Here is a 25062-nt window from a genome sequence, read left to right on the forward strand (position 1 = left end):
AATGCGGGCTCCTCCGGTAAAGAGGACGGTGCCTTCGCCAGGAGCAGGCTGATGAGAGGGTAGGTTCCCCGTGCACGACAGCCGCGAACTGGCGGAAGCCCGCATCAACAGGTTCCTCCGTGAACGCCTGCCCGGCAGCCTCTGGAGAAACCGGACGCCGGCGGAAGTCTCTGTTTGGGAGGCGCCGGGGGAACCGGTGCCGTTCACCCAGGCGGTCACCCGGGAATTCCTGCCCTTCAGTGCTGGACAGCCGTGGGGCGCCCCGTGGGGAACCACATGGTTCCACGTGTCGGGGCTGGTTCCTGAAATCAATGAGGGCAGCGGGTACCGGCCGGAGCTGCTCATCGATCTCGGCTTTGACGGGCAGGGTCCGGGATTTCAGGCGGAAGCTCTGGTCTACACGCCGTCCGGCAACATTGTGAAAGCGGTGGAACCGCGGAACCTGCACGTTCCGCTCCGGCAGGGTCCGGGCGAGCCCTTTGAGTTTTACGTGGAAGCCGCTTCCAACCCCAATGTCATTGCCGGATTTAGCTATGCGCCCACCCCGCTGGGCGACCCGGCGACGGCAGGCACTGATCCGCTCTACGTTTTCCGGACGGCCGACGCCGCCCTGCTGGATGTCGAGGCGTGGAATCTGGCCCAGGATTTCATCACCCTCAACGGACTGATGCATGAACTGCCGATGGACCTGCCCCGCCGCTATGACATCCTGCGGGCCATGGAGCGGGCGGTCAGCACGGTGGACCCCGCGGATGTTTCGGGTACGGCAGCGGCGGCCCGGGCGGAGCTGGCCGGAGTGCTGTCATCTCCGGCCTACGCCAGCGCGCACCGGGTCCACGCAGTGGGGCATGCCCACATTGACAGTGCCTGGCTGTGGCCGGTGCGGGAAACGGTGCGCAAGGTGGCACGCACTTTTGCCAACGTGCTGGAGCTGATGGAGCAGGACCCTGATTTCGTTTTTACTGCCTCCTCGGCGCAGCAGTACGCCTGGCTGAAGCAGTATTACCCGGAGCTGTTCGCCCGGGTGGCGGAACAGGTGGCGGCCGGACGGTTTGTTCCGGCGGGCGGCATGTGGGTGGAAGCGGACACGAACCTGCCCGGAGGAGAGGCGTTGGCCCGCCAGTTCCTGGCCGGCAAGCGGTTCTTCCTGGAGAACTTCGGGGTGGAATCGGAGATGGTGTGGCTGCCGGATTCATTTGGATACTCGGCGGCCCTGCCGCAGATTGCCCGGGCGGCCGGTGCGCGCTGGTTCCTGACGCAGAAGATTTCCTGGAATGAAACCAACGTCATGCCGCACAGTACCTTCCGGTGGGAGGGCATCGACGGTTCATCTCTGTTTACCCACTTCCCGCCGGTGGATACGTACAACTCCGAGTTGTCCGGACGGGAGCTGGCCCACGCCCAGCGCCAGTACAAGGAAAAGGGGTTCGGAAACACCTCGCTGGTGCCGTTCGGCTGGGGCGACGGCGGTGGCGGGCCCACGCGGGAGATGCTGGCGGCTGCCCGCCGCACGGCCTCGCTGGAAGGATCCCCTGCGGTCCGGCTCTCCGGACCGGAGCGGTTCTTTGCGGCGGCGGAGGCCGAGCTCGCGGAGCCGGCCATCTGGTCCGGAGAGCTGTACCTGGAGTTCCACCGGGGCACCTACACCAGCCAGGCCAACACCAAACAGGGAAACCGCCGGAGCGAACACCTGCTGCGCGAAGCGGAGCTGTGGGCTGTGGCTGCGCACCTGCGCATGGGCGCTGAATACCCCTACGAGGGCTTGGAACAGGCGTGGCAGACGGTTCTGCTGCAGCAGTTCCATGACATCCTGCCGGGTACGTCCATCGCCTGGGTCTACCAGGAGGCTGAGCGCAACTACGCGCTCGTGGCCGCCGGGCTGCGGGTTCTGATTGAAAACTCCGCGCGGGCGCTGCTGGGCGACGGCGGCCAGAGGGCGGCGCTGAATGCCGGGCCGTATCCCGTGGCGGGAGTGCCGGCCGGCGGAGCGGGACCGGCGCCCGAACCCGGTCCGTGGACCTGGCAGCGCTGGATGGACGGATGGGTCATCAGCAGCAGCCGGCTGCGGCTGGCCGTAGACAGCGAGGGGCTGTTCCGTTCACTGTCGGACCTGCCCGGCGGCCGGGAAGTCTTCCTGCCGGGGCGTCCGGGCAACCTGTTCCAGCTCTTCCGAGACACCCCCAACCAGTGGGATGCCTGGGACCTCGATGCCTCCTACAAGTTCAGCACCCTGGATTTGATGCAGCCGGACGCCATGGAGATGGAGAACGGCAGCGGCAACCGCATCCTGAGGATCACGCGCTCCTTTGGCAACTCCACCCTCGTGCAGCGGATCTCCCTGAGCCCGGACGGAGCCGCGGTGGACCTGGAGGTTGAGGTCGACTGGCATGAGCAGCAGAAACTGCTCAAACTCGCCTTCCCGCTGGACGTTCACGCCGCCCAAGCGGCATCGGAAATCCAGTTTGGCCACCTGTACCGGCCCACCCACGCCAACACTTCCTGGGACGCGGCACGGTTTGAGGCAGTGGCACACCGGTGGATCCATGTGGGGGAGCCGGGCTACGGGGTGGCCGTGGCCAACGATTCCACCTACGGCCATGACACCTTCCGCGAACTGGTGGAGGGCCGGAGCTGCACCACTGTCCGGCTGTCCCTGCTGCGCGGCCCGGTGTTTCCCGATCCCACGGCTGATCAAGGTCCGCACAGCTTCCGGTTTTCGCTGCGTCCGGCGGCCGGAATTCCGGAGGCGGTTGCCGAAGGCTACCGGCTGAACCTTCCCCTGCGCCGGATCAGCGGCGTTGCCGGCACGGCCGTAACTCCGGTGGTGACGGTGGACAACCCGGCCGTGGTGGTGGAAGCAGTGAAACTGGCCGAAGACCGCAGCGGCGATGTCATTGTGCGGCTGTATGAAGCGCACGGAAGCCGTGCCGGCGCAACGGTGCGGACGGGGTTCAGCTACGACGACGTCGTCGCCGCCGACCTGCTGGAACGGGCCGTACCGTCCGGATTGCCGCTGGTGATTGGCGGGGGAGCGGAAGGGGAAACGGTGGAACTGCTGCTCCGTCCGTTCCAGATCGCCACGCTGCGATTCCGGCGCGGGGCACGGGGGCGGTAAAAAACAGACTGCCGGGTCGTGAAAAACTAGAAGCATGCAACCCAGCGACACTGTCCAGCCGATCGTCCTGCTCGTGGATAAGGAAGATCCCGCAGCCCACCTGGATGCGGTGGCTGCGGCCGCCGTCGCCAGCGTGAGCGCCTACGCCCGCAGGACCGAGGACACCGCCTGGGAGAACTGGGTGTTCGGCCGGTTCACCAAGACCGTTCGGCGGGCGGGACCGAAGGTGTTCGAAAAGATGGCGGCTTCAGCGCCGTCGGGAACCGTCGTCGTCGGCCGCGCGAAGGCTGTTGCCTTTGAGCCGGTGACCTACGAGGAGATGCCCAAGAAACTGCGCGGACTGCAGGTTTCCGGCACGCATCTGCCCGATGATGCTCCGGCTCCCGGGGCGCCCGGGGCGCCGGTGATCGTGGTGAACGAGGATCTGGAGATGTCCACGGGTAAAGCCGGCGCCCAGGCAGCCCATGCCCTGCTGGCCTGGTACCTGACACTGTCCGGTGAGGAACGGACCGCTTGGTACGACGGCGGACGCCCGGCCAGCGTCCGGCTCGCCGCGGGAACCGAGTTCACTGCGCTCGCAAAGGATCCGGGCGCCGGACCGCTGATTGTTGATGCGGGGATGACGGAGATTGCCCCGAATACGGCTACCGCCTTCGTTGCGGCCGCCGGCTAGATCCGGCGGCCGCGCACTCCGGCGGTGATACGGAGCAATGCTGAAATCAGGAGAGGCGGCTGCGGACAATCTCGCTGACAGCCTTGCCGTCGAAACGTCCGGCAACCTTGGCCGTAACCGGCTTCATGAGCGCACCCATCTGGCGCATGGACAGTTCGGTGCCGTTGGCCGTCAGCTCAGCCACAGCCTCGTCCACAATGGCTTCGACGTCAGCCGCGGTGAGGGGCGCCGGCAGGTAGGCTTCGATGATTTCGGCTTCCGCGGTTTCAGCGTCAGCGCGCTCAGTTTCGCCGGCCTCACGGTAAATTCCCGCGGTGTCCCGGCGCTTGGCGGATTCCTTCTGCAACAGGGAAATGACCTGCGCGTCGTCGAGTTCCACGGGGGTTTTGCCGGACTTCTCCCGGGTTTCGATTTCACCGAGCACGTTGCGCACCGTCATCAGGGCGGTGCGGTTGCCGGCCTTCATATGGGTCTTCATATCGGCCTGGAGCTGTTCTTTGAGTGTCATGGGGTCTCATTTCCGGTGGAGAACGTGGGGATGCTTCTTCCATGATCTCAGCTGCGCGGTCTTAGCCCGGAGATCACAGCGGCGCTTCCGCCGCGGCGGCGCAGACCAAACGGGTCCGAACACCCAGGGCACGGAGGTTCCCGCCGGGGAGCAGGGCATCGCCGAGAAGGGAACGGCCCAGTCCAACGGCGGCTGCACCTGCTGCCAGCCAGTCGGCCGCCTGTTTCCACTCGATGCCGCCGGCAGCGATCAGAGGCACCGAAAAAAGCGCCCGCCGGATCGCGGTCAGATAGGCCGGTCCCTGGAACCCGGCGGGAAAGAGCTGCACCGCTGTTGCGCCGGTCCGCCAGGCGAGGTGGACCTCACTCGGTGTGAGGGCACCGGGATAACTGGCAATTCCGCAGCTGTGGGCGGAATGGACGACGTCCGGGGCCACATGGGCAGATGTGACAAAGCGGGCTCCGGCACCGGCGGCCCGGACCACGTCGTCGGGAGTCAGAACCCCGCCGATACCCAGCTCCACGTCCGAGGGAAGCCGCAGCCGGAGATGTTCCAGAACCTGGAGAGTTCCCGGCGAAGCGTGTGCCAGCATCAGGCAGCCCACACCGTTGGCCACCAGCGTGTCCGCCGCAGCCGCGACCCGGGTGAGGTCCGGGCCGGATCCGGCATCCGGGAAAGCGCCCGTCTCAAGCACTGCCATGATCCGGCTCTGTTGGAGGGCGCCGCCCATCGGGGCCCGGTTTGGCAGGGGGCTGACGGGTTCGGTGCTCACGGTGAAACCTCCGGGACGCTACTCGTGCGGCGCCGGCTGTATGTTTGGCTGCATCTCCGGCTGCCTTTCACCGGCCTCCACAGGGGAACCGATAATGTTGCCGCCCACCGGCATGGGGCAGGTTCCAAAAGGCGTGAACGCGCTGGGGTAATTGACGGCGCGGTTGAAGTCCACCGTCACCTCGGACGTCCCCGGTGCGGGCACCTCGAAGGCGACCTTCCGCCATCCGGCCGTGCTGTGGTTGTTGGTTGCGTCGTGAAAGGTGAGGGCCAGACGGCTGTCCCCTTCGCCGCTGACCTGCAGTCGGCAGTCCTGTTCCGAACCGGGCAGGCGGAACACCACTTCACCCACCGTGAGATGCACGCCGTCGACGGCGGGATGAGCGGTGCGGATCGGGACCTCCACCGGCTCGGGATACGCCGCAAACCGGCCCCGGATTACCAGATCCGGCCGGAAATCAAACATCGGGACGCCCGTGAAAGCGGTAAATACGGGAGATGCTGAGTCCCGGGTGCGCAGCGCAAAGCGCCCTCCGCGACGGGCCAGCTCCACCAAAATCTGCCGGCCGCCGGGGCCGCCGGTGTACACCCAGGACAGCGATTCCTCGTCCTCGAGGGACGCGGTCACTGTCCCGTCAACGGGGAGGCCGGTTGATGCCAGGGCCAGGCCGTCCGCCGCGGCGGCGGACAGCACTGCGGCGGCGCCGTCTGCGGACCACAGCCCGGGAAGGCCTTCCGCCGGTGCGGGCCGGTCCGTCAGCCACTGCAGGGACGTCAGGGTCAGCCAGCCGTGCTCCTGCAACAGCTCGGCGTTTCTGGTGCTGCGAAAGTGGTGCCACTGCTCCAAAGCTTCGGGCGTGGGGGTGTCCATGGTTCCTCCGGTTCAGCGGACGATTGTTTAACCCGCCGCTTGAGGAAGTGTAGCGGGGAGCTTTGTAGGATGAGGCATGGAAAACATGGAAAACAGCAACACATCCGGTCCTTCACTTGAGCAGTTGCGGCGCCGCCAGACAGAACTGGTGGCTGCCCTCGCCGTCGAAAACAACAGTGCCGCGCTGGGCGCCCTGAGCACGGAATTGGAGTCCGTCCTGAAACAAATCCAGCAGACCTCCGGCCGGTCGGTGTAGCGCACTCCTGCCGCCTCCTTCCTCGCGCGAAACTCGTCCCGCGGCAGGCCCCGGCTGTGTCCTGAAAGACACCCGAATATGACGCACGCCTCACAGCGGATAGTGTTGGTTGGTCCCATCTAGGAAAGGCCACCATGCACGACCGCATTCACCACGAAGGACTTTTTGGGCGCAGGATGTCTGCTGAACAGGCCGCCGCGCTCATCAAACCAGGCATGACCGTGGCGATGAGCGGTTTCACCGGAGCAGGCTATCCCAAGGCAGTGCCGCAGGCTCTCGCCCTCCAAATGGAGGAAGCCCATGCCCGCGGCGAGGACTTCCAGATCAAGGTGCTGACCGGCGCCTCCACCGCCCCCGAGCTCGACGGCGTGCTCGCAAAGGCCGGAGGCATGGAACTGCGTCTGCCGTACCAGTCCGATCCCACCCTGCGGAAGCGGATTAACGACGGCGAACTCGAGTACATCGACATCCACCTTGGGCACGTGGCCCAGTACACCTGGTTTGGGTTCTACGGCCATATTGACCTTGCCGTGATCGAGGTGGTGGGCATCAACGAGGACGGCTCGCTGATACCGTCGTCGTCAGTTGGCAACAACAAGACCTGGATCGAGCAGGCGGACAGGATCATCTTGGAGGTCAACCTCCAGCAGCCCGAAGCCATGGACGGAATGCACGACGTCTATTACGGGACCGCCCTGCCGCCGCACCGCAAACCCATCATGCTGGTGAACCCCGATGACCGGATCGGTGAACCCTATTTGCGGCTGGACCCCGAGAAGGTCATCGCCGTTGTCGAAACCGACGCTCCGGACCGCATGACGCCGTTCGCGGCCCCCGATGAAACCTCGCAGCAGATAGCCGGACACCTGATCGACTTCTTTGGCGACGAAATCCGGGCCGGCCGCCTGACGGACAAGCTGCTGCCGCTGCAGTCCGGCGTGGGCAACATTGCCAACGCGGTCCTGGGCGGGCTGGCCACCTCGGGATACACCGGCCTGACTGCCTACACCGAAGTGATCCAGGACGGCATGCTGCACCTGATCCGGGACGGGGTTATCCGGGTGGCGTCCGCAACATCCTTCTCACTCAGCCCGGCAGGAATTGAGGAGTTCAACTCCAATATCGACTTCTACCGCAAGCGGATCATCCTGCGCACCCAGGAAATCTCCAACCATCCCGAACTCATCCGCCGCCTGGGCTGCATCGCCATGAACGGCATGATCGAGGCGGACATCTACGGCAATGTGAACTCCACCCACGTTGCCGGAACCGCCATGATGAACGGGATCGGCGGATCCGGCGACTTTGCCCGCAACGGTTTCCTGTCTGCCTTCCTGTCGCCGAGCACGGCTAAGGGAGGCAAGATTTCCGGAATCGTTCCGATGGTCAGCCACGTGGACCACACCGAGCATGACACCATGCTGGTTGTGACCGAGCGGGGCCTCGCCGACCTTCGCGGCCTCTCTCCCAAGCAGCGCGCCCGCACGATTATTGAAAAGTGCGCGCACCCGGACTTCCAGCCGCTGCTGCAGGACTACTTTGACCGCGCCTGCCGGGAGAGCTTCGGCAAGCACACCCCGCATCTGCTGGACGAGGCCCTGTCCTGGCATCAGCGATTCGTGGAGACCGGTGACAGCCGTATTCCGGAGCAGGTTCCGGCCTAACGTAATTTTCCCCGGCGCATGCTAGAACTCTTCAGTGAGTGAAATTCAAAGCCCGGGAGTCGGAAAACCAAAAGGCCGGCGCAAGGGACGTGTTGCGCTGCCCCTCTGGGCCGCTGCTGCCGCCGTCGTCCTGATTGCCGTCAACCTTCGTCCCGGAGCGACGTCGGTGGGCCCGGTCCTGGCCGAGCTGGAAGCAGCCCTGGGCATGGGATCCACTCAGGCCGGGGTCCTGACCGCTCTGCCCGGGCTCACGTTCGCGGTCATTGGAGCGCTCGCCGTGTCCCTCTCCCGCAGGGCAGGGCTCAGCCGCACCATCACTATGGGGCTGGCCGCAGTGGCGGCGGGGCTGCTGCTGCGGTCCGTGGTGGAGTCCTCCGCGGTGTTCCTGGCCCTGACAGTACTGGCATTTTCCGGCATGGCGGTGGGCAACATCCTCGTCCCGGCCTTCATTAAACGGCACGGGGGTGCTCGGACTGCCCTGCTGAACTCCGTGTACGGCACTACGCTGGCGGTGGGTGCAACCCTTCCGCTGCTGATCGCCGGACCGCTGTCCGCGGGCGGCGCGGACGGCTGGCAGCTCAGCATCAGGGTGTGGGGCGCCGCCGCGCTGATTGCCGTTGTCCCCTGGACCCTGATTTCGCTTCGGGACCGGCGCGCGGGAGCGGACGAACGCGCCGAGGCCGGAAGAACGACGGCGGGTGGCGCCAGGCGCGTGCGCATCACGTCGTCGCGCACTGCTGTGGCTCTGTGCGTGTACTTTGGTGTCCAGTCCATGAATGCGTACGTGCAGTTTGGCTGGGCCGCGCAAATCTACCGCGACGCGGGGCTGAGCCAGTCCTCCGCGGGCCTGATGACAGCCATTATCGCGTCACTCGGAATTCCGGGCGGATTGATCATGCCCTCGCTGGTGGCACGGGCGCCGGGCCTGAAGTTCTATGTTGCCGCGCTGGCCGTCTGCACCGGTGCCGGCTACGTGGGCCTGCTGCTGGCACCCGCCGAGGTGCCCTGGCTCTGGGCCCTCCTGCTGGGCGTGGGAGGTTTCGCTTTCCCGACGGCGCTGACCCTGATCATCGCGCGTTCCCGAAGCCCTCTGGTCACGGCCGAGCTATCCGGATTCTGCCAGCCCGCGGGATACCTGCTGGCGGCGCTGGGGCCCTTCGCCATCGGCGCGCTGCATGAATCCACGGGAAGCTGGACGGTGCCGCTGATCATCCTGATCGCTTCCTCCGCGGCCATGGCCGCCGCCGGGATCCTTGCGGCCGCCCCGCGGTTTGTGGACGATCAGCTGCGCCCTGCCGGCGCGGGAGTCCTGCCGCAGGCCTAACCCGCAGGCCTGACCCGCAGGCCTGACCCGCAGACCTGACCCGCATACCTTGACCCGCCGGTTACCGCCGGTCCGGCCGGGTCAGCGGTCCCCGCGCAGCCGGTCGATCTCGCGGCGGTCTTTCTTGGTGGGGCGTCCCGCGCCCCGGTCCCGCATCGGTATCCCGAGGGCGGGACCAACGGGGCGCGGCGGCGTGTGGTCGGTAAAGCAATGGGACGCAGCCTCTGCGCCCACCCGCTTGGCGATCAGCTGGCGGACTTCCAAGATGCGTTCGTAGCCCGGCTGGCGCACCCGGATGGTGTCCCCGGGCTGGACCGGCTGGGCAGCCTTGGCCGGGTTGCCGTTGAGCCGCACATGGCCGGCCCGGCAGGCGGCGGTGGCAGCAGACCTGGTCTTGTAGGCCCGAACGGCCCAGAGCCAGGCATCCACGCGGACTGATTTTGAGGTACTGGCTGGAATGCTCATGGGGTTACCGATTCTACTGCGTGTCCGCACCGCTGGAGGGCGCATTCCGGAGGCGGTCGGCGTCGTCCTGGGCGTCCAGCTGTTCGGGTGTGGGCACCGTGCCGGGCAGGGAATTCCGGACGGGCAGCGGGCCGGCGGCCGAGGCCAGCATCTGCCGAAGCTCCGCCGGAGTGTAGGGATCGGGGGCGCCGCGGTGGGCCATGGCATGGCAGTTGGGGCACAGCGGCACCAGATCAGCCACCGGATCCAGGGTGTAGTCCGGTCCGATGGCGGCGGGCGGGACAATGTGATGCACCTGCACAAAGTTCGCCCCGTTCGGCCCGTAAACCTGCTGCATCGACAACCCGCACGCTGCGCAGGAGGTGCCGTGGAACGCGACGCACCGCTGAACGGCATCGGGATCATGTTCATAGCGGTTCACGGCCACCTGCCTGAGCGTGTCCTGGGACATGCTTCCCGGAACCGGGATGGTGGGATCCACTGCGCCCTGCCAGCCTTCCGGGACCGGCCTCGACCGCAGATATGAGGCCCACGCCGCACGAACCTGTCCCTGTACCTGCTCCGGAACCACGGTTCCCGTACTGCGCACCGCGCTCCAGTTCAGATCCGGAACGCTCGCCGTCAGCACCTCGGCCGGCAGGGCGTCACCGGGAGGCAGAAGCAGATCAAAGACGATGCCTGCCAGCAGCCCCAGCCGGGCCGGCAGGGCTGCCCCGGGCTGTGGACCCGAAGCCACGACGCCGTGTCCGAGCAGTCCGCGGCCGTGCCGGCCCTGGGCAAACAGCCACACATCGGTTCCGCGGTCCAGATGCTGACCGCGCCCCACGCGCCACCGGGTGCCGAAGAGCCCCGTGCTGTCCACCGTCGCGGCAGCCATCGCGTAATCCGTACGGCCGGGGCCGGCACCAAATGCTGTGGCCGGATTCCAGCCGAGCACTACGGCGGCCATTAGTTCTCCTCTGCTTGTTCTCCACGGGCGTGTTTGACCCGGCCGAGCTTACCCGCCGTGACGGTGTGAATCATCAGCGGGCAGGTGCTTGCCGCGGGCTGCGGCGGGAGGGCCTAGTTGATCCGGGCCTCCCGGCCGTCCCATTCGCGGGCACGCAGTTCATTCTTCCGGATTTTCCCGGTGGATGTCTTGGGCAGCTCCACAATGAATTCCACGCTGCGCGGAGCCTTGTAGGAGGCGATTTGGGCCTTAACGTGTGCCGTCAGTTCCTCCGCCGTTGTGGTGCAGCCGGGGGACAGCACCACAAATGCCTTGGGCCGTTCACCCCAGCGGTCATCCGGAACACCGACCACGGCCACATCCGCCACGGCCGGGTGGCTGGCCAGGGCCTGTTCCACCTCGATCGTGGAGATGTTCTCACCTCCGGAGACCACCACATCCTTGGAGCGGTCCAGCAGCTGGACGTAGCTGTCCGCATGCATGACACCCAGGTCCCCGGTATGGAACCAGCCGCCGCGGAAAGCATCTGCGGTGCCGGCGTCGTCGCGGTAGTAGCCCTTCATCACGGAATTTCCGCGCATGACAATCTCGCCCATCTCCACGCCGTCGTCGGCGACGTCGATGAGGTCTCCGGAGGCTCCGACCTCGTCGCGGACAACGCGCATCCGGTCCGACGTCAGCATCCCCACGCCCTGCCGCGCCATCCTGCGCGCCAGGGTGTCTTCATCCAGCGAGGACCACGCAGCCTGGGGTTCGCAGACCGCATACGGGCCGTAGGATTCCGTGAGCCCGTAGACATGCACCACGGCGGCTTTCAACTGATGGATCTTGGAAATGATGGTGGGGCTGGGCGGGGCGCCGGCCGTGACGATCGTCAGCGGATGCTCGAGGTCATGGGCTTCCGCTGCGGTGGCAATGGCGCTGAGGACCGTGGGGGCGCCGGCGAGGTGGTCGACCCGGTGGGTGTCAATCAGACGCCAGATGTCCGGCCCGCGCACGGCACGCAGGCAAACGTGCGTGCCCGAAGCGGCGGTCAGCGCCCACGTGGTGCACCAGCCGTTGCAGTGGAACATGGGCAGCGTCCACAAATAGACGGTGTCCGCATCGAAACCCTGGTGGTGCACCTCGCCGAGCGAGTTCAGGTACGCCCCGCGGTGCGTGTACATCACGCCCTTGGGCGCTCCCGTGGTGCCCGAGGTGTAATTCAGGCTGATGACGGCGTTTTCGTCCGGCACCTCCCAGGAAAGCGGAGCGTCGGTTCCGCGGTCCAGGAAGTGAGCGTACGACGTCGTTCCCTCCACCGTGTCCGCGGTTCCGTCCTGCAGGGGGAAAGAGAAGACTTCGGTGACGGTTTCCAGTTCCGGCGAACCCAGGCCGCGGAGCAGGTCCGGATCCCCGAAGAGCAGTGTGGCTCCGGAATGGTTGCAGATGTAGGCGGTTTCGGGCGAGGACAAACGGGTATTCAACGCCACGATGACGCCGCCGGCCAAGGGCACCGCGTAGTGGGCAATCAGCAGTTCGGCGGAATTGGTGCCGAGGAACGCCGCACGGCCGCCCTCTTCCAGTCCGGACGCCCGCAGGGCGGAAGCGGTGCGGGTGACCTCTGCGGCCAGCTCCCGGTAGGTCAGGGTGCGGTCGCCGTCGACCACAGCCGTCTTGTCCGGGTGTACCTGAGCTGCACGTTCCAGAAAGCGCAGGGGCGTCAAAGCAGTGTCCAAGCCGGGCATTGTTCTCCTTTAGGGCAGGTCGATGGCACCCAACGTTACAGGGACTGTGAGGCTTGGGTCACATATCCGATTGGTGGCGGCCGGTTAGCGGGACTGGTAGGTCAAGCAGTCCGCCGACTCTGCTCCGGGGCCCACCCTGACATCGTGGGCGGTGCACATGAGGTGGTCATTGTGGGTGCACTCGCTCCGGGCGCACGCTCCGACCGAGGCCAGGACCTTCGGCAGGCCTCCGGTGGCCGTGGTGTCGATAAACGTGGAACAGCTGGCGTGGTCCGGGGCTCCGCCAACGGTAATGGCATAGGCCGTGCAGCCGTCATGGTTGTAATCGCAGCTGTGGACGGAGCAATCGCTGACGGGCGCCACATGATCAGTCATGGTTCCTCCAAGGGGGAGTTGCTGTCTGTCGAATTCCGAACGTACCACCGGCGGACGCCAATAATTAGGACGAATTTGTTGGACGTATTTGGCCCAGGTCAGCCCTCATCCAGGGCCTCCAGCCTTGCCTGGGCTTTTTCCACGGCCCGGCGTGCGGCGCGCGCGGAGCGGCGGGCAGCATCGCGGGCGCGTTCCACGGTGCCGGCGCGGCGGTCCACGGCAACCACTTCACTTTCAAGGGTGCGGATGCGTTCGCGGAGCTCGTCGATTTCATCCGTCAGCTCATCCCGGTGGTCCGCGACGGTGCCGACCTCCTCCTGAGCGGTCCGCAGGGCATCTTCGGCCTGCTCGGCACGCTGCTGCGCGTCCGCCAGGGTGGTCCGCGCGGCACGGAGCGCGCGGACGGACGCAGCTTTTTCCTTTGGTGACGGCGCGCTTCCGGCGTGGGTCTCCCCGTCCCTGGTCCGGGGGGACCGGGGCGGCCGCCTCCCGGCGAGTGCGGCAGCAGGCCGGACCAGCGCAGGATCCGCGACGGCGCCGTCAACGTTTACGGGGTCCCAGCCGTTGGCTTCGAGCGCCCGGACCAACTGGCCGCTGGCGGCGGCGTCGGCTGCTTCGGCGTCGGTCATGGCGGCCCACAGTGTTTGTTCCACCTCTGCACCAACGGCCGCGCTGACGGGGCGGCCCAATTCCTGGGCGAGTGCGCGGGCCTCCCGGGCGGCTGAACGCAGCAGGCGCTGGCGTTCACCGCTGAGACGGCGCAGTTCCTGCTGGTCAAGGTCCTGCTGGGCTTCGCGCAGGACGGCGCCCAGTTCCAAGACCTCGGACACCAGCTCCGGTCGGTGCAGCGCGAGCATGTTGACCAGCCAGGCGCCGGCGGACGGCTTGGGCAGCGACCGGATTTCCCTGCCCAGCTCTTTGTCTCCGGCCTTGGACGCTTCCGCGGCGAGCTTGTTCCTGGCTGCCGTGAAGCCGTCCGGCATCAGCGCATACAGGTCGGCGATGATCCGGGCATTGTCCGTCATTGCGGTTTACTCACTCCATCCGGTCAATCCGGCCCCACGCCACGAGTGCAGCCATCACCAGCAGGATAGCCGGAAGGACTGCCGCCTGCCGCTGGTTCCGGTGAAGGTGAAGCAGGACTGCCAGGGCCATCAGGACCACCAGTCCGCAGGCGGCCAGGGGTGTGAGGGCCGGAGCCCAGCCCAGAATTCCGGGGAGCAGCAGGGTGAGCCCGGCAAGAACTTCCACGGCTCCCAGGACGCGGATGGCCGCGGGGGAGTAGCCGTCAGTCCACGGCAGTTTACCCAGCTGCCGGGAGGATCGCGTCAGTCGCTGGCCGCCGATTCCCATGAACATCAGGGCCAGGACTATCTGCAGGATCCAAAGAAAGAGAGACATGGCCGGGAGAGTGTTCCTTCAGCAGGACTAATTGACGTTTCAGTCAAGCACGGTTGGAACACCAAAACGAGGGCGCGGGTGCCGCTGCGGAGGGGGCGGGTCCGGTCCGTCCGGTCACCGGCGCAGATCGGCCGGCACCGAAGTGCTGGACCGGACCACGAATTCGGTGGGGTAGAACCGCTGAATCCAGTCGGATTCCAGCGGTGTCTGCGCCAGAAGGGACAGAACGGCGGCGACGGCGGTTGCCCCCTGGCCCTTCGGATCCTGGCTGATGGTGGTCAGCCCAAAAACCTCTCCGAGTTCATGTCCGTCAATGCCGATGACTGACAGGTCCTCGGGAACACGCAGACCCAGGGCTCCGGCGGCGAGGATGGCACCGATGGCCAGCTCATCCGAGGCGCAGAAGATGCCGGTGGGCCGGCCGTGAGGAGATGCCAGCAGCGTCTTGGCGGCCTGTGTACCGCTGGCCACGGAAAAGTCGGCGCTGTTAATGTGCAGGCAGTCCAGCCCCGCCCGGCCCATGGCCTGTTCATAGCCGTCCCGGCGGGTGCTGCCCAGCCGGAAGTCACGCACCAGTTCCTCGCCTCCGCCGATGTGGGCAACCCTGCGGTGCCCCAGCGAGATCAGATGTTCCGTGGCGAACGCAGAGATGTTGGCCTCGTCCACCCGGATGGTATGGGTTTGGGGCAGCGGGCCGCCGATGGCGACAATCGGCTTTCCGACGGCATGGAGCTGGGCCAGTTCCTCATCGGTGAGTCTCAGTGCCACGGCTATGACGGCATCGAGCCGCTTGCGCCGCAGCATTTCGGTCAACACGCTTTCGCGGTGGCCCGGTCCGTCACTGGTGTTGTAGAGCGTGAGGTCATACCCGGCATCGATCAGGGCGGCGGCAGCACCTTCCAGCACCTGGGAAAAGTACCAGCGGCCAACCGTGGGCATCACGATGCCGATATTGCGGCTGCGGCCGGAGGCCAGCGATGACGCGTTGTAGGACAGGACGTAGCCCAGTTCATCTGCGGCTTCCTGCACCTTTTGGCGGGTAGCCTCGGAGACTTTCCCGTTGCCGCTGAGGGTACGGGAGACCGTGGCCGAGGAAACTCCGGCACGTGCGGCCACATCTTTGATGCCTGCCACGTAATTTTGCCTCAATTCGGCGACCGCCTGGCGGCTGCCTTAGCTGCTGGTTGGGGAAAACCGGCTGCTGGGAGAAGCAGAACCGGGCTGCGGCACCGGACCGGGGTCCGGTGCCGCACGCATTAGCTTAGCCGGAGCCAGACGGCGCGGTTGGATGCCAGCATTCCACCGGCAGCTGCGCCCGGCTCGCTGGCCACCAGCACCTCACCTTCCGGCAGGGCCACCGGTTCGGTGCCCATGTTCAGCACGGTCAGCACGCTCCCGTTGAGGAAGGCCACGACTGAGTCGCCGTCGACGTCGGGCCACCAGGCCAGCGAACCGGCCCCGAGGGCGTATTCCCGGCGCACGGCGAGGGCGCTGCGGTACAGGTTCAGGGTTGAGGCCGGATCCTCGCGCTGGACGTCGCGGGCCATCGAAGCCCAGTCCGCAGGCTGGGGCAGCCAGGCCTGGCCGGTGCTGCTGAAACCGAAGCTGTCCACGGCCGAGTACCAGGGCAGGGGAACGCGGCAGCCGTCACGGCCCAGGCGCGCACCGCCGGTGCGGTGGTAGCTGGGGTCCTGCCGGAAATCGTGCGGCATGGTGGTGTGGTCCGGCAAGCCCAGTTCCTCGCCCTGGTACAGGTAGACGCCCCCGGGCAGGGACAGCATGAGCAGCGTGGCCGCGCGGGCGCGGGAGAGGCCCAGTTCGTGGTTGGGCTGCGGATCCTCCGGGCCCAAACCGTCGCCGGGGCGCTCCTGGTGGCCTTCGATGCCAAAACGCGTGGCGTGGCGGACGACGTCATGGTTGGACAGCACCCAGGTGGTGGGTGCCCCCACCTTGTCAAAAGCCTCCAGTGAGGAGCCGATGACGTGGCGGACGGAGCCGGGATTCCAGTCATGGTTCAGATAGGCGAAGTTGAACGTCTGGTGCATTTCATCCGGGCGGACCCAGTCGGAGAGCCGGTCCAGCGGATCGATGGTGGCTTCGGCGCAGAGCACGCGCTCGCCGTCGTACTCTTCCAGCAGTTTCCGCCATGAACGGAAGATGTCATGGACTTCCTGCTGGCCGAACATGGGCGCCTCATGGCCCGGAAAACCGTCCGAGGAGCAGCCGTCTGCCCGGCCGCCCCAGTCGGGGAGGCCTGACTTCTTGACCAGGGCGTGGGCCACGTCCACACGGAAGCCGCCCACGCCGCGGTCCAGCCAGAACCGCAGGACGCGCTCAAATTCGGCGTGCACGGCGGGGTTGTCCCAGTTGAAGTCAGGCTGCGTGGAGTCGAAGAGGTGCAGGTACCACTGGCCCGGGGTTCCGTCTGCGGCGGTGGTCCGGGTCCAGGCGGATCCGCCGAAGTGGGACTGCCAGTTGTTGGGCGGAGCATCGCCGTTGTGGCCGGTGCCGTCGCGGAAGATGAACATGTCCCGTTCCGGGGAACCCGGCCCTGAGACCAGCGCGGCTTGGAAGAGGGCGTGCTCGTTGGAGCAGTGGTTCGGAACGAGGTCGACAATGATCCGGATTCCGTGGCCGTCCGCAGCCGCCACCAGGGCGTCGAAATCTTCCAGCGTTCCGAACAGGGGATCGACGGAGCAGTAGTCGGCCACGTCATAGCCGGCGTCGTTCTGCGGGGACTTGTAGAACGGGGAAAGCCACAGGGCGTCAATGTCCAGCTCTGCCAGCGAGCCCAACTCAGCCGTGATTCCGGGCAGATCCCCGATGCCGTCTCCGCTCAGGTCGCGGAAGGAGCGCGGATACACCTGGTAGATGACCGACGAACGCCACCACTGGCGGTCGTGCTCGCTGGAGGCGGCGTGGAGGGGAACAAGGGAGGGTCCGGCAACAGGGCCGGTGACGGAGATTACATCGCTGAGCATGGGAGCCATACTAGGGGCATCTCGGCCCATTAATGAAAACGCTTACATGTGCGCCTGCAACCCCTCAGGTCGCTTATCTTTTGTGACCCGCCACACCCTCCAAAGTGATGCAGATCTGTGATTGGACGCACAACGTGTACACGCTTACACTTTCTCCATACATAGGTTCTGACGGAGAGTTCCGTCTGCTCCCGACCCTTGTGCCGGCGCGGTTCAAAGAGGTTTCCGTGCCGGTACGAGAACGCCGGTAACCACTTGAAAATCTAGGAGAGGTACACCAATGAAGGTGCACACCACGGGAACGACGGCGTTTGGCCGCCGTTCCTTCGCTCTCGGGGCCGTTTCGGTCACCGCTGCCCTTGTCCTCAGCGCCTGCGGCGGCAGCGACGCCGCCGAGAGCAAGGACTCCACCGACCTGGCCAGCGCCGGCGCCACCACCCTCACCATGTGGGTTGACGCGGAGCGTTCCCCGGCCCTGACCGATGTCACTGCCCAGTTCAAGGAAGACACCGGCATTGAAATCAAGCTGGTGACCAAGGATTTTGAGCAGGTTTCCGATGACTTCATCACGCAGGTTCCCACCGGCAAGGGCCCGGACCTGATTGTCGGCCCGCACGACTGGCTGGGCAAGTTTGTCCAGAACGGCGTGATTGCGCCCATCGAGCTCGGTGACAAGGCAGACGAATTCCAGCCGTCCTCGGTCGCCGCCATGACCTATGAGGGCAGCACCTACGGCGTTCCCTACTCCATCGAGAACATTGGCCTGCTGCGCAACGCTGACCTGGTTCCCGAGCCGGCAGCCACCATGGACGAAGTCATTGCCAACGGCAAGGCCGCGGTCGAGGAAAAGGGTGCCGAGTTCCCGTTCCTGGTGGGCATGGATCCCAAGCAGGGCGATCCGTACCACCTGTACCCGTTCCAGACCTCCATGGGCGTGCCCGTTTTCGGAACTGACGAGGACGGCGGCTATGACGCCTCCAAGCTGGAACTGGGCAACGAAAACGGTGCGGCCTTCGCCGCCAAGGTGAAGGAATGGGGCGAGGCCGGCGCAGGCATCCTGAACTCCAACATCACCGCTGACATCGCCAAGGAAAAGTTCAACGCCGGAGCGTCCCCGTACTTCCTGACCGGCCCGTGGAACGTGCCGCTGGCGCAGGAAGCCGGGATCAACGTCGTCGTCGATCCCCTTCCCACCACCGGTGACTTGCCCGCCCAGCCCTTCATCGGCGTGAACGGCTTCTTCATCAGCTCCAAGAGCCAGAACTCCCTGGCAGCCACCGAATTCGCCCTGAACTACCTCACCACCGAGGCCGTCCAGGACGCCATGTTCGAAGGCGGCGGACGTCCTCCGGCCCTGACTGCCTCCTTCGACAAGGCTGCCGAAGATCCGATCGTTGCCGCCTTCGGCAAGATCGGCGCGGACGGCGTCCCCATGCCCGCCATCCCCGAAATGGGCTCCGTCTGGGCCGACTGGGGCGGCACCGAGCTTGCCCTGATCAAGGGCCAGGGCGATCCCGCCGAATCCTGGGCCACCATGGTCGGCAACGTGGAAGCCAAAATCGCCAAGTAGTCCGGCATCAGCCGCACCTAAGTTAGATACGTCCGCCGGCGGTTTCGCCGGCGGACCAGGTTTGCGGGCCGGGACGGCGCCCAGTTTCTGAGCGCCGTCCCGGCCCGAACCGGTTCAAGGAGAACCCCGATGGTTGACCAGCTGGACACACCTGTCCGCTCCGACAGTCCCGCACCGCCCAAAAAGCCCCGCCGCAGCCCCGATTCAACAGCCGGTTTGCTGGCCAAGATCCTCCTATTGGGCCTGACAGATGCGTTTGCGGTGTTCGTCCTCATGGCCCTGTTCATGAACGAGAAATGGCTCATTCTCGCCGTCGCCGCCGCGGTGACGGTGCTGATCAACTGGATCTATCTGCGCCGCGGAGGCCTCCCGGCCAAATACCTGGCCCCCGGGGTCCTGTTCCTGCTCATCTTCCAGGTCTTTGTGGTGGTGTACAGCGGCTACGTGGCATTCACCAACTACGGTGACGGGCACAACAGCACCAAGGACGACGCCGTCTCCTCCATTTCCATGAGCGCCCAGAAGCGCGTTCCGGACTCTCCCGCCTATCAGGTGTCCGTCGTGGAAAAGGATGACGTGCTCTCCCTGCTGGTCACCGACCCCGAGGGCAGCGTCCGCATCGGCACCACCGGCGAACCGCTGGAGGACGTCGATGACGCTGAGATCGGCGGCACCGGCAAAGCCGTGGGCGCCGACGGTTACCGCACCCTGACTTTCAACGAACTGCTTTCCGTCCAGCAGGACATCACCGCCATCAAGGTGCCGCTCTCGGATGATCTCGCCGACGGCACCCTGCAGACCGCGGACGGTTCCAATGCCTACGTCTTCAAACCGGTACTGGTTTACGACGAAGCAGCCGACACCTTCACCGACACTGAAACAGGCGCCGTATATAAGGACGGCGGCGAGGGCTCCTTTGTGGCGGACAACGGCGAACGGCTGGCCACCGGCTGGAAGGTGGGCGTGGGCTTCGACAACTTCGAGCGCGCCTTCACCGACCCGGACCTCCGCGGCCCGCTGGTCAGCGTCATCCTGTGGACCTTCGCCTTTGCCCTTTGCTCCGTGCTGCTGTGCTTTGGGCTGGGGCTGTTCCTGGCCCTGACGTTCAACCACTCCAACCTGCGGGGCAAGAAGATCTACCGCACCATCATGATCCTTCCCTACGCTTTCCCGGCCTTCCTGGCCGGGCTCGTGTGGTCCGGAATGCTCAACGAGCAGTTCGGCTTCATCAACGAAGCGCTCTTTGGCGGGGCGGATATCCCGTGGCTGACCGATCCGTGGCTGGCCAAGTTCAGTGTGCTGCTGGTGAACACGTGGCTGGGCTTCCCCTACATGTTCCTGGTGTGCACCGGCGCCCTGCAGTCACTGCCCGAAGACGTCAATGAGGCCGCGCGCATGGACGGAGCCTCCGCCTGGCGGATCTTCCGGTCCATCAAGCTGCCGCTGCTGCTGGTCTCCACGGCTCCGTTGCTGATCTCCACGTTTGCGTTCAACTTCAACAACTTCAACGTGATCTTCATGCTCACCGGCGGCGGCCCCCGGTTCTCCGACACCAACATGGACATCGGAGCCACCGACCTGCTGATCACGCTGGTTTACAAGGTGGCATTCGGCCAGGGGTCCGGACGTGACTACGGGCTGGCCAGTGCGCTGGCAGTCCTGATCTTCATCATCGTGGCAGTTATCTCAGCGGTCAGCTTCCGGCAGACCAGGGCGCTGGAGGAAGTGAACTCATGAGCATTTCGACTCAAACCCCGGCCGGCAATAAATCCCCGGCGGGCACAACGGGCCGGGCTGTTCCTCAGCCCCGCAAAAGCTTTGGGCACTGGTTCCGGGACAAGGGCTGGCGCCACCTCGTAGGCGTGGTCATGGGCGTTTTTGCGCTCTTCCCGCTGGCCTATGTGCTTTCGGCGGCGCTGAGCCCCACCGGCACGCTGGTCTCCTCCAACGGACTGTTTACCACCGTCAAGTTCGACAACTTCGTCGACCTGTTCTCGGATCCGCAGAAGCCGTTCGCCAAGTGGTTCGTGAACACGCTCGTCGTCGGGCTGATCACCAGTGCCGGCACCGTCTTCCTGGGCGCCCTCGCGGCCTATTCATTTTCCCGGATGCGGTTCACCGGCCGCCGGTTCGGGCTGATGAGCCTGATGCTCCTGCAGATGTTCCCGCAGATGCTCGGCGTGGTGGCCATCTTCCTGCTGCTCAGCGGCATCTCCGACGTCGTGCCCTGGCTGGGACTGGGCAGCCAGACCGGCCTGATCATGGTCTACCTCGGCGGAGCGCTGGGTGTGAACACCTATCTGATGTACGGCTTCTTCAACACCGTTCCCAAGTCCCTGGACGAGGCGGCGCGGATTGACGGTGCCAGCCATGTGCAGATCTTCTTCACGATCATCCTGCGCCTGGTCACGCCCATCCTGGCCATCGTGGGACTGCTGTCCTTCATTACCGCCACCGGCGAATTCCTGATCGCCTCCATTGTGCTGAACGATCCGGACAGCCAGACACTGGCCGTAGGCCTGTACTCCTTCGTGGGGGACAGCCAGTCCCGCACCTGGGGTGTCTTCTCAGCCGGCGCCGTCCTGGCCGCGCTGCCCGTCATGGCCCTGTTCCTGTTCCTGCAGCGGTTCATTTCCTCCGGACTGACCTCCGGAGCGGTGAAGGGCTAAAACCCCGCCGGGGCCCGCGGAGTGTAGTCCTGCTCCAATTCGTCCAGGTCCTCCGGCGAAAGCCGGAGGTCCAGGGCGGCCACCGCGTCATCCAGGTGTCCGACGGCGGAGGCGCCCACCAGGGGCGCGCTCACCACCGGGTGGGCCAGGACCCAGGCAAGAGCCACCTGGGCACGGGTTACTCCGTGGCGCAGGGCCACCCGCAGCACCGCGTCGGCCACTGCCCGGTTGGCGTCCTGTTGCCCGGAGTAGAGGGAGTGGCCCAGCTCATCCTGCTGCTGCCGGAGGCTGACCTCGTCCCATCCGCGGGCCAGCCTGCCGCGGGCCAGCGGCGAGTAGGCGAGCACGCCGGTGCGCGCGGCCGTGCACAGAGGAAACATTTCCCGCTCCTCCTCGCGGTAGATCAGGTTGTAATGCGCCTGCATGGTCACGAAGGGGGACCAGCCGTGCGCCTGCTGCAGCGCCAGCGCCTGCGCGAACTGCCAGGCGTACATGGTGGAGGCGCCCAGGTAACGGACCTTTCCGGCCCGCACCAGGCCGTCCAGGGTCTCAAGGGTTTCCTCCAGCGGGGTGGAATTGTCCCACCGGTGGACTTGGTAGAGATCGATGTAGTCCGTCCCCAGCCGCGACAGGCTTTCGTCCACCTGCCAGAGGATGTGTTTGCGCGACAGGCCCCATCCGTTGGGGCCGGGCGCCATTTCCCCGTGGACCTTGGTGGCGATGACCACCTCTTCCCGGCGTGCGTCCCTGAGGACTGTGCCGCCGATAATCCGCTCGCTGTCCCCCGAGGAATAGACGTTTGCGGTGTCAAAGAAAGTGATACCCAGCTCCAGGGCGCGGCGCAGCACCGGCCGGGACTCGGATTCGCGCAGCGTCCACCCGTGGGTCCCGCGCTGCGGGTCGCCGAAGCTCATGCATCCCAGGCCCAGTGCCGACACCGTGGTGCCCGAGTTTCCCAGTTTTACGTATCTCATGCGTTCGCTCTTTTGCCTTGGCGGAACAGGGCCCGGCGGCCCGGGTACCGGCGATGCTACAGCCGGGGCCGAGAAGCGGAAAGAGCCTGGCCGGCCTGCGCCTCCGCACCGCGCCGAACCCCTGCCGGGAACCAGTTTCGCGGTTCTATACTGAGCCATGCCTACCGCTCAGGAGCCGCAGATCCGGGCAGCTTTCCGGATCCCCGGCAACACGGATGCCTCTTCTCCCGCCCAACCGATCCCAGCCGCAGCCGCGGAACACATTGCGGTGCGAGTGGCCGCCAGCGAACCGGCGCCGCCCGAACCCGACGGCCCGGTTGGACTGCTTCTGGTGGAGTATCTGCACGGACAGCTCCTGGCCATGCTTCGGGAGGATCCGCGGGTGCGGGCCAACGAGGCGGATGCCATCCACAAGATGCGCGTGGGTACCAGACGGATGCGATCGGCGTTGGCCAGCTACCGCAAGGTTTTGGGTCCTGAACAGGTGCAGGAGGTGCGGGATGAACTGAAATGGCTGGCCGGGGTTCTGGGCGCCGCCCGCGACGCCCAGGTGATGCGGGCACGCCTGCAGTCCCTGGCGGCAGCGCAGCCCGCCGAGCTGGTCATGGGGCCGGTCCGCCAGCGCATCGACGAAGAGCTGCTGGGGGATTATCGGGCCGCTCACGCACTGGTGCTGCAGGCGCTCGACGGCGGGCGTTACCGCAGCCTGCTTGAGCGGCTGGAGATTGTGGTCACCAAACCGGACTTCACTCCCGAAGCTGATGCGCCGGCCGCGCAAACAGCAGCCCGCATGCTGACCCGGGACCGAAAACGCCTGCACCGGCAGGTGCGGGACGCCCGCACGGCGGGCAGCGAGGATCTCCGGTCCGAATCCCTGCACGAGGCGCGCAAGGATGCCAAACGCCTGCGCTACGCGGCTGAGGTTGCTCAGCCGGTGTGTACCGAAGGGTCGGCCGAGCTTGCGGCCGGTGCCGAACATATCCAAAAAATCCTTGGCGAGCATCAGGACAGTGTGGTCAGCCGGGAGTATCTGCGCCGGCTCGGTGCCGAAGCCGCGGGCGCCGGCCGGAACGGGTTCACCTACGGACTGATGTACGCGGCGGAAGAGGAACGCGGAAGAACAGCACGGAAGCGGTTCCGGAAAGCATGGGCAGGATTCCCGCGCGTGGTCTGACGGAGGTGTCCTGATGGATTCGGTATCGCCCTGGGCGCCCCTGCGGCGCCGCGCCTTCCTGATTCTGTGGCTCGCCAATCTCGGGTCCAGCATTGGCACGTGGATGCAGACCGTGGGCGCGCAGTGGTTTCTGGTGGAGAAAGCGTCCAATCCCGCCTTGGTATCCCTGGTCCAGACGGCCAATCTGCTGCCTTCCCTTTTGCTGGGACTCATTGCCGGATTCCTTGCCGATGCCTTCAACCGGCGGCGCCTGATTCTCGGGGCCAATCTTTTTGCGGCGGCCGCTGCCGCCGTCCTGACCGTGATTGCGGCGCTGGGTCTGCTGAATCCGGATTCGCTGCTTCTGTACACCTTCCTGATCGGCTGCGGGGTGGCCCTCAGTCAGCCGGCATGGCAGGCCATTAACCCCGACCTGGTGCCGCGGGAGGAGATTCGGGCGGCGGCTGCCCTGGGCAGCATGGCGGTAAACGGTGCCCGAGCCGTTGGTCCTGCCGTGGCAGGTGTTCTCGTCTCCTTCTTCGGTCCGGCCTTTGTCTTCGGACTCAACGCGGTGTCGTTTCTGGGAACGGCGCTGGCCGTCTACGTGTGGCGCGCGCCCCCGGGCCCGGATGACCCGGAACGGCTGCGCGAGGCACTTGCGGCCGGAATGCGTTACATTCGGGCAGCACCGCGGATCCGGCGCATTCTTCTGCGGACCGGTTTCTTTGTGACGCCCGCGAGCGCGTTGTATGCCCTGCTTCCGGTGGCCGTGAACGGGCACCTCCACCTCGGGTCCACCGGCTACGGCCTGCTGCTGGGCGCGCTGGGCGGCGGCGCCGTCGTCGGTGTGGTGCTGCTGCCCAGGGTCACGGACCGGATCAATGACAACCTGATGCTTGGGCTGGCGGCGGCCGTGTTCGGCGTCGCGACGTTTGCCGCCGGCTTCCTGCCCGCCGGCGTGCTGGCTGCGCTGCTGGTGTTCGCGGGCATTTCCTGGATTGCCACCTTCTCCATTCTTAACAGCGCCATTCAGCTCACGCTGCCGGAATGGGTGCGTGCCCGCGGGCTTTCGGTCCAGCTGATGGTGACCACCGGGGCCCAGGCGCTCGGCGCTGTTGTTTGGGGATCCCTGGCAACCGCCTTCGGTTATGCCCCGGTACTGGCCGCGGCGGGAATTCTGCTGGTGGCCGCGGGGCTGAGTATTACCGTCCTGCCGCTGCTTCCGCGCACCGGCAAGCTGGATCGGAGCGTCGCGGAAGCTGATCTCGGCATTGAGGCGGAGGAGGAACCCGAGCCCGATGCCGGGCCGGTCACCGTCCTCATCGCCTATGAGCTTGCTCCCGACAAGGCGGCCGACTTTGTGCAGGCCATGCATGAAGTGAAGCTTGCGAGGATGCGCACCGGCGCCCGGGACTGGGAACTGGTCCACTCGGTGACGGACTCCCGCCAGTTCCGCGAGATTTACGACGTCGCCACCTGGCGGGAGTACCTGCGCCAGGAACAGGAACGCATCACGGGCGAGGACCGCAGGGCTATGGACCGGGCCGCGGAGATGGCCGAGGAGCCGCCCCGGGTGCGCTGGTTCCTCCCCGCCTCGGTCTAGCCTGTACCAGGCG

At 66.1% G+C, this 25062-nt stretch carries 22 protein-coding genes; 10 read left to right on the forward strand and 12 right to left on the reverse strand.

Annotation, left to right across the window (positions count from 1 at the left end):
* Positions 1-70: 70 nt before the first annotated feature.
* Both AC4D2W_RS14620 and AC4D2W_RS14625 read left to right on the forward strand, forming a co-directional pair.
* Positions 71-3115 (forward strand): alpha-mannosidase, encoded by a 3045-nt coding sequence (locus tag AC4D2W_RS14620; RefSeq protein ID WP_490927650.1) that lies wholly within the window; start codon positions 71-73, stop codon positions 3113-3115.
* A gap of 34 nt (positions 3116-3149) precedes the next feature.
* Positions 3150-3788: a peptidyl-tRNA hydrolase gene (locus AC4D2W_RS14625; protein ID WP_490927651.1), complete on the forward strand. Its 639-nt coding sequence runs from the start codon at positions 3150-3152 to the stop codon at positions 3786-3788.
* A 46-nt stretch (positions 3789-3834) separates the two neighbouring features.
* Here the strand turns inward: AC4D2W_RS14625 and AC4D2W_RS14630 are convergent, their stop codons facing one another.
* The 3 genes from AC4D2W_RS14630 to AC4D2W_RS14640 all read right to left on the reverse strand — a co-directional run bounded on the left by AC4D2W_RS14630 (position 3835) and on the right by AC4D2W_RS14640 (position 5938).
* Positions 3835-4296 (reverse strand): GatB/YqeY domain-containing protein, encoded by a 462-nt coding sequence (locus AC4D2W_RS14630; RefSeq protein ID WP_490927652.1) that lies wholly within the window; start codon positions 4294-4296, stop codon positions 3835-3837.
* A gap of 73 nt (positions 4297-4369) precedes the next feature.
* The gene (locus AC4D2W_RS14635) at positions 4370-5068 is read right to left on the reverse strand and encodes a bifunctional 4-hydroxy-2-oxoglutarate aldolase/2-dehydro-3-deoxy-phosphogluconate aldolase (protein WP_490927653.1); all 699 of its coding nucleotides are present in this window, start codon (positions 5066-5068) and stop codon (positions 4370-4372) included.
* A gap of 18 nt (positions 5069-5086) precedes the next feature.
* Positions 5087-5938: a DUF1684 domain-containing protein gene (locus AC4D2W_RS14640; protein ID WP_490927654.1), complete on the reverse strand. Its 852-nt coding sequence runs from the start codon at positions 5936-5938 to the stop codon at positions 5087-5089.
* Between the two features lie 76 nt (positions 5939-6014).
* Here AC4D2W_RS14640 and AC4D2W_RS14645 point away from each other — a divergent pair, with 76 nt between their 5' ends.
* The 3 genes from AC4D2W_RS14645 to AC4D2W_RS14655 all read left to right on the forward strand — a co-directional run bounded on the left by AC4D2W_RS14645 (position 6015) and on the right by AC4D2W_RS14655 (position 9182).
* Positions 6015-6194 carry a hypothetical protein gene (locus tag AC4D2W_RS14645; protein ID WP_490927655.1) on the forward strand — a complete coding sequence of 60 codons (180 nt, stop codon included), beginning with the start codon at positions 6015-6017 and terminating at the stop codon, positions 6192-6194.
* A gap of 134 nt (positions 6195-6328) precedes the next feature.
* Positions 6329-7858, forward strand: coding sequence for a succinyl-CoA:acetate CoA-transferase ScpC (gene scpC / locus AC4D2W_RS14650; RefSeq protein ID WP_490927656.1), 1530 nt, complete (start codon positions 6329-6331; stop codon positions 7856-7858).
* A gap of 34 nt (positions 7859-7892) precedes the next feature.
* Entirely contained in the window at positions 7893-9182 is a 1290-nt protein-coding gene (locus AC4D2W_RS14655) for an MFS transporter (RefSeq protein ID WP_490927657.1), read from the forward strand.
* Positions 9183-9263: 81 nt separating this feature from the next.
* Here the strand turns inward: AC4D2W_RS14655 and AC4D2W_RS14660 are convergent, their stop codons facing one another.
* From AC4D2W_RS14660 to AC4D2W_RS14695, 8 genes are all read right to left on the reverse strand, one after another.
* Positions 9264-9647, reverse strand: coding sequence for an RNA-binding S4 domain-containing protein (locus tag AC4D2W_RS14660; protein ID WP_400933899.1), 384 nt, complete (start codon positions 9645-9647; stop codon positions 9264-9266).
* Positions 9648-9660: 13 nt separating this feature from the next.
* Positions 9661-10596, reverse strand: a complete 936-nt coding sequence (locus tag AC4D2W_RS14665) for an HNH endonuclease (RefSeq protein ID WP_490927658.1) — start codon at positions 10594-10596, stop codon at positions 9661-9663.
* 113 nt (positions 10597-10709) lie between these two features.
* Positions 10710-12323: an AMP-binding protein gene (locus AC4D2W_RS14670; RefSeq protein WP_490927659.1), complete on the reverse strand. Its 1614-nt coding sequence runs from the start codon at positions 12321-12323 to the stop codon at positions 10710-10712.
* 84 nt (positions 12324-12407) lie between these two features.
* Positions 12408-12698 (reverse strand): DUF1540 domain-containing protein, encoded by a 291-nt coding sequence (locus AC4D2W_RS14675; protein WP_490927660.1) that lies wholly within the window; start codon positions 12696-12698, stop codon positions 12408-12410.
* A 98-nt stretch (positions 12699-12796) separates the two neighbouring features.
* Positions 12797-13723, reverse strand: a complete 927-nt coding sequence (locus AC4D2W_RS14680; RefSeq protein ID WP_490927661.1) for a hypothetical protein — start codon at positions 13721-13723, stop codon at positions 12797-12799.
* A 10-nt stretch (positions 13724-13733) separates the two neighbouring features.
* Entirely contained in the window at positions 13734-14099 is a 366-nt protein-coding gene (locus AC4D2W_RS14685) for a DoxX family protein (RefSeq protein WP_490927662.1), read from the reverse strand.
* A 114-nt stretch (positions 14100-14213) separates the two neighbouring features.
* Positions 14214-15233 carry a LacI family DNA-binding transcriptional regulator gene (locus AC4D2W_RS14690; RefSeq protein WP_490927663.1) on the reverse strand — a complete coding sequence of 340 codons (1020 nt, stop codon included), beginning with the start codon at positions 15231-15233 and terminating at the stop codon, positions 14214-14216.
* A 122-nt stretch (positions 15234-15355) separates the two neighbouring features.
* Positions 15356-17080, reverse strand: a complete 1725-nt coding sequence (locus AC4D2W_RS14695) for a glycoside hydrolase family 13 protein (protein WP_490927664.1) — start codon at positions 17078-17080, stop codon at positions 15356-15358.
* 280 nt (positions 17081-17360) lie between these two features.
* Here AC4D2W_RS14695 and AC4D2W_RS14700 point away from each other — a divergent pair, with 280 nt between their 5' ends.
* The 3 genes from AC4D2W_RS14700 to AC4D2W_RS14710 all read left to right on the forward strand — a co-directional run bounded on the left by AC4D2W_RS14700 (position 17361) and on the right by AC4D2W_RS14710 (position 21319).
* Positions 17361-18650: a sugar ABC transporter substrate-binding protein gene (locus AC4D2W_RS14700; protein WP_490927665.1), complete on the forward strand. Its 1290-nt coding sequence runs from the start codon at positions 17361-17363 to the stop codon at positions 18648-18650.
* A gap of 129 nt (positions 18651-18779) precedes the next feature.
* Positions 18780-20387, forward strand: coding sequence for an ABC transporter permease subunit (locus tag AC4D2W_RS14705; protein ID WP_490927666.1), 1608 nt, complete (start codon positions 18780-18782; stop codon positions 20385-20387).
* Complete coding sequence (locus AC4D2W_RS14710) at positions 20384-21319, forward strand: sugar ABC transporter permease (RefSeq protein WP_490927667.1); 936 nt, start codon at positions 20384-20386, stop codon at positions 21317-21319. Before AC4D2W_RS14705 ends, AC4D2W_RS14710 begins: the two co-directional genes overlap by 4 nt.
* On the opposite strand, the gene AC4D2W_RS14715 is transcribed toward AC4D2W_RS14710, so the two are convergent.
* Entirely contained in the window at positions 21316-22293 is a 978-nt protein-coding gene (locus AC4D2W_RS14715; RefSeq protein ID WP_490927668.1) for an aldo/keto reductase, read from the reverse strand. The two genes, AC4D2W_RS14710 and AC4D2W_RS14715, sit on opposite strands and share 4 nt — an antisense overlap.
* A 157-nt stretch (positions 22294-22450) precedes the next feature.
* Here AC4D2W_RS14715 and AC4D2W_RS14720 point away from each other — a divergent pair, with 157 nt between their 5' ends.
* Positions 22451-23467: a CHAD domain-containing protein gene (locus tag AC4D2W_RS14720; protein WP_490927669.1), complete on the forward strand. Its 1017-nt coding sequence runs from the start codon at positions 22451-22453 to the stop codon at positions 23465-23467.
* A gap of 13 nt (positions 23468-23480) precedes the next feature.
* Positions 23481-25049, forward strand: a complete 1569-nt coding sequence (locus AC4D2W_RS14725; protein WP_490927670.1) for an MFS transporter — start codon at positions 23481-23483, stop codon at positions 25047-25049.
* Positions 25050-25062 lie beyond the last annotated feature (13 nt).

This window comes from Arthrobacter sp. TJ-58 (genome assembly GCF_058269295.1).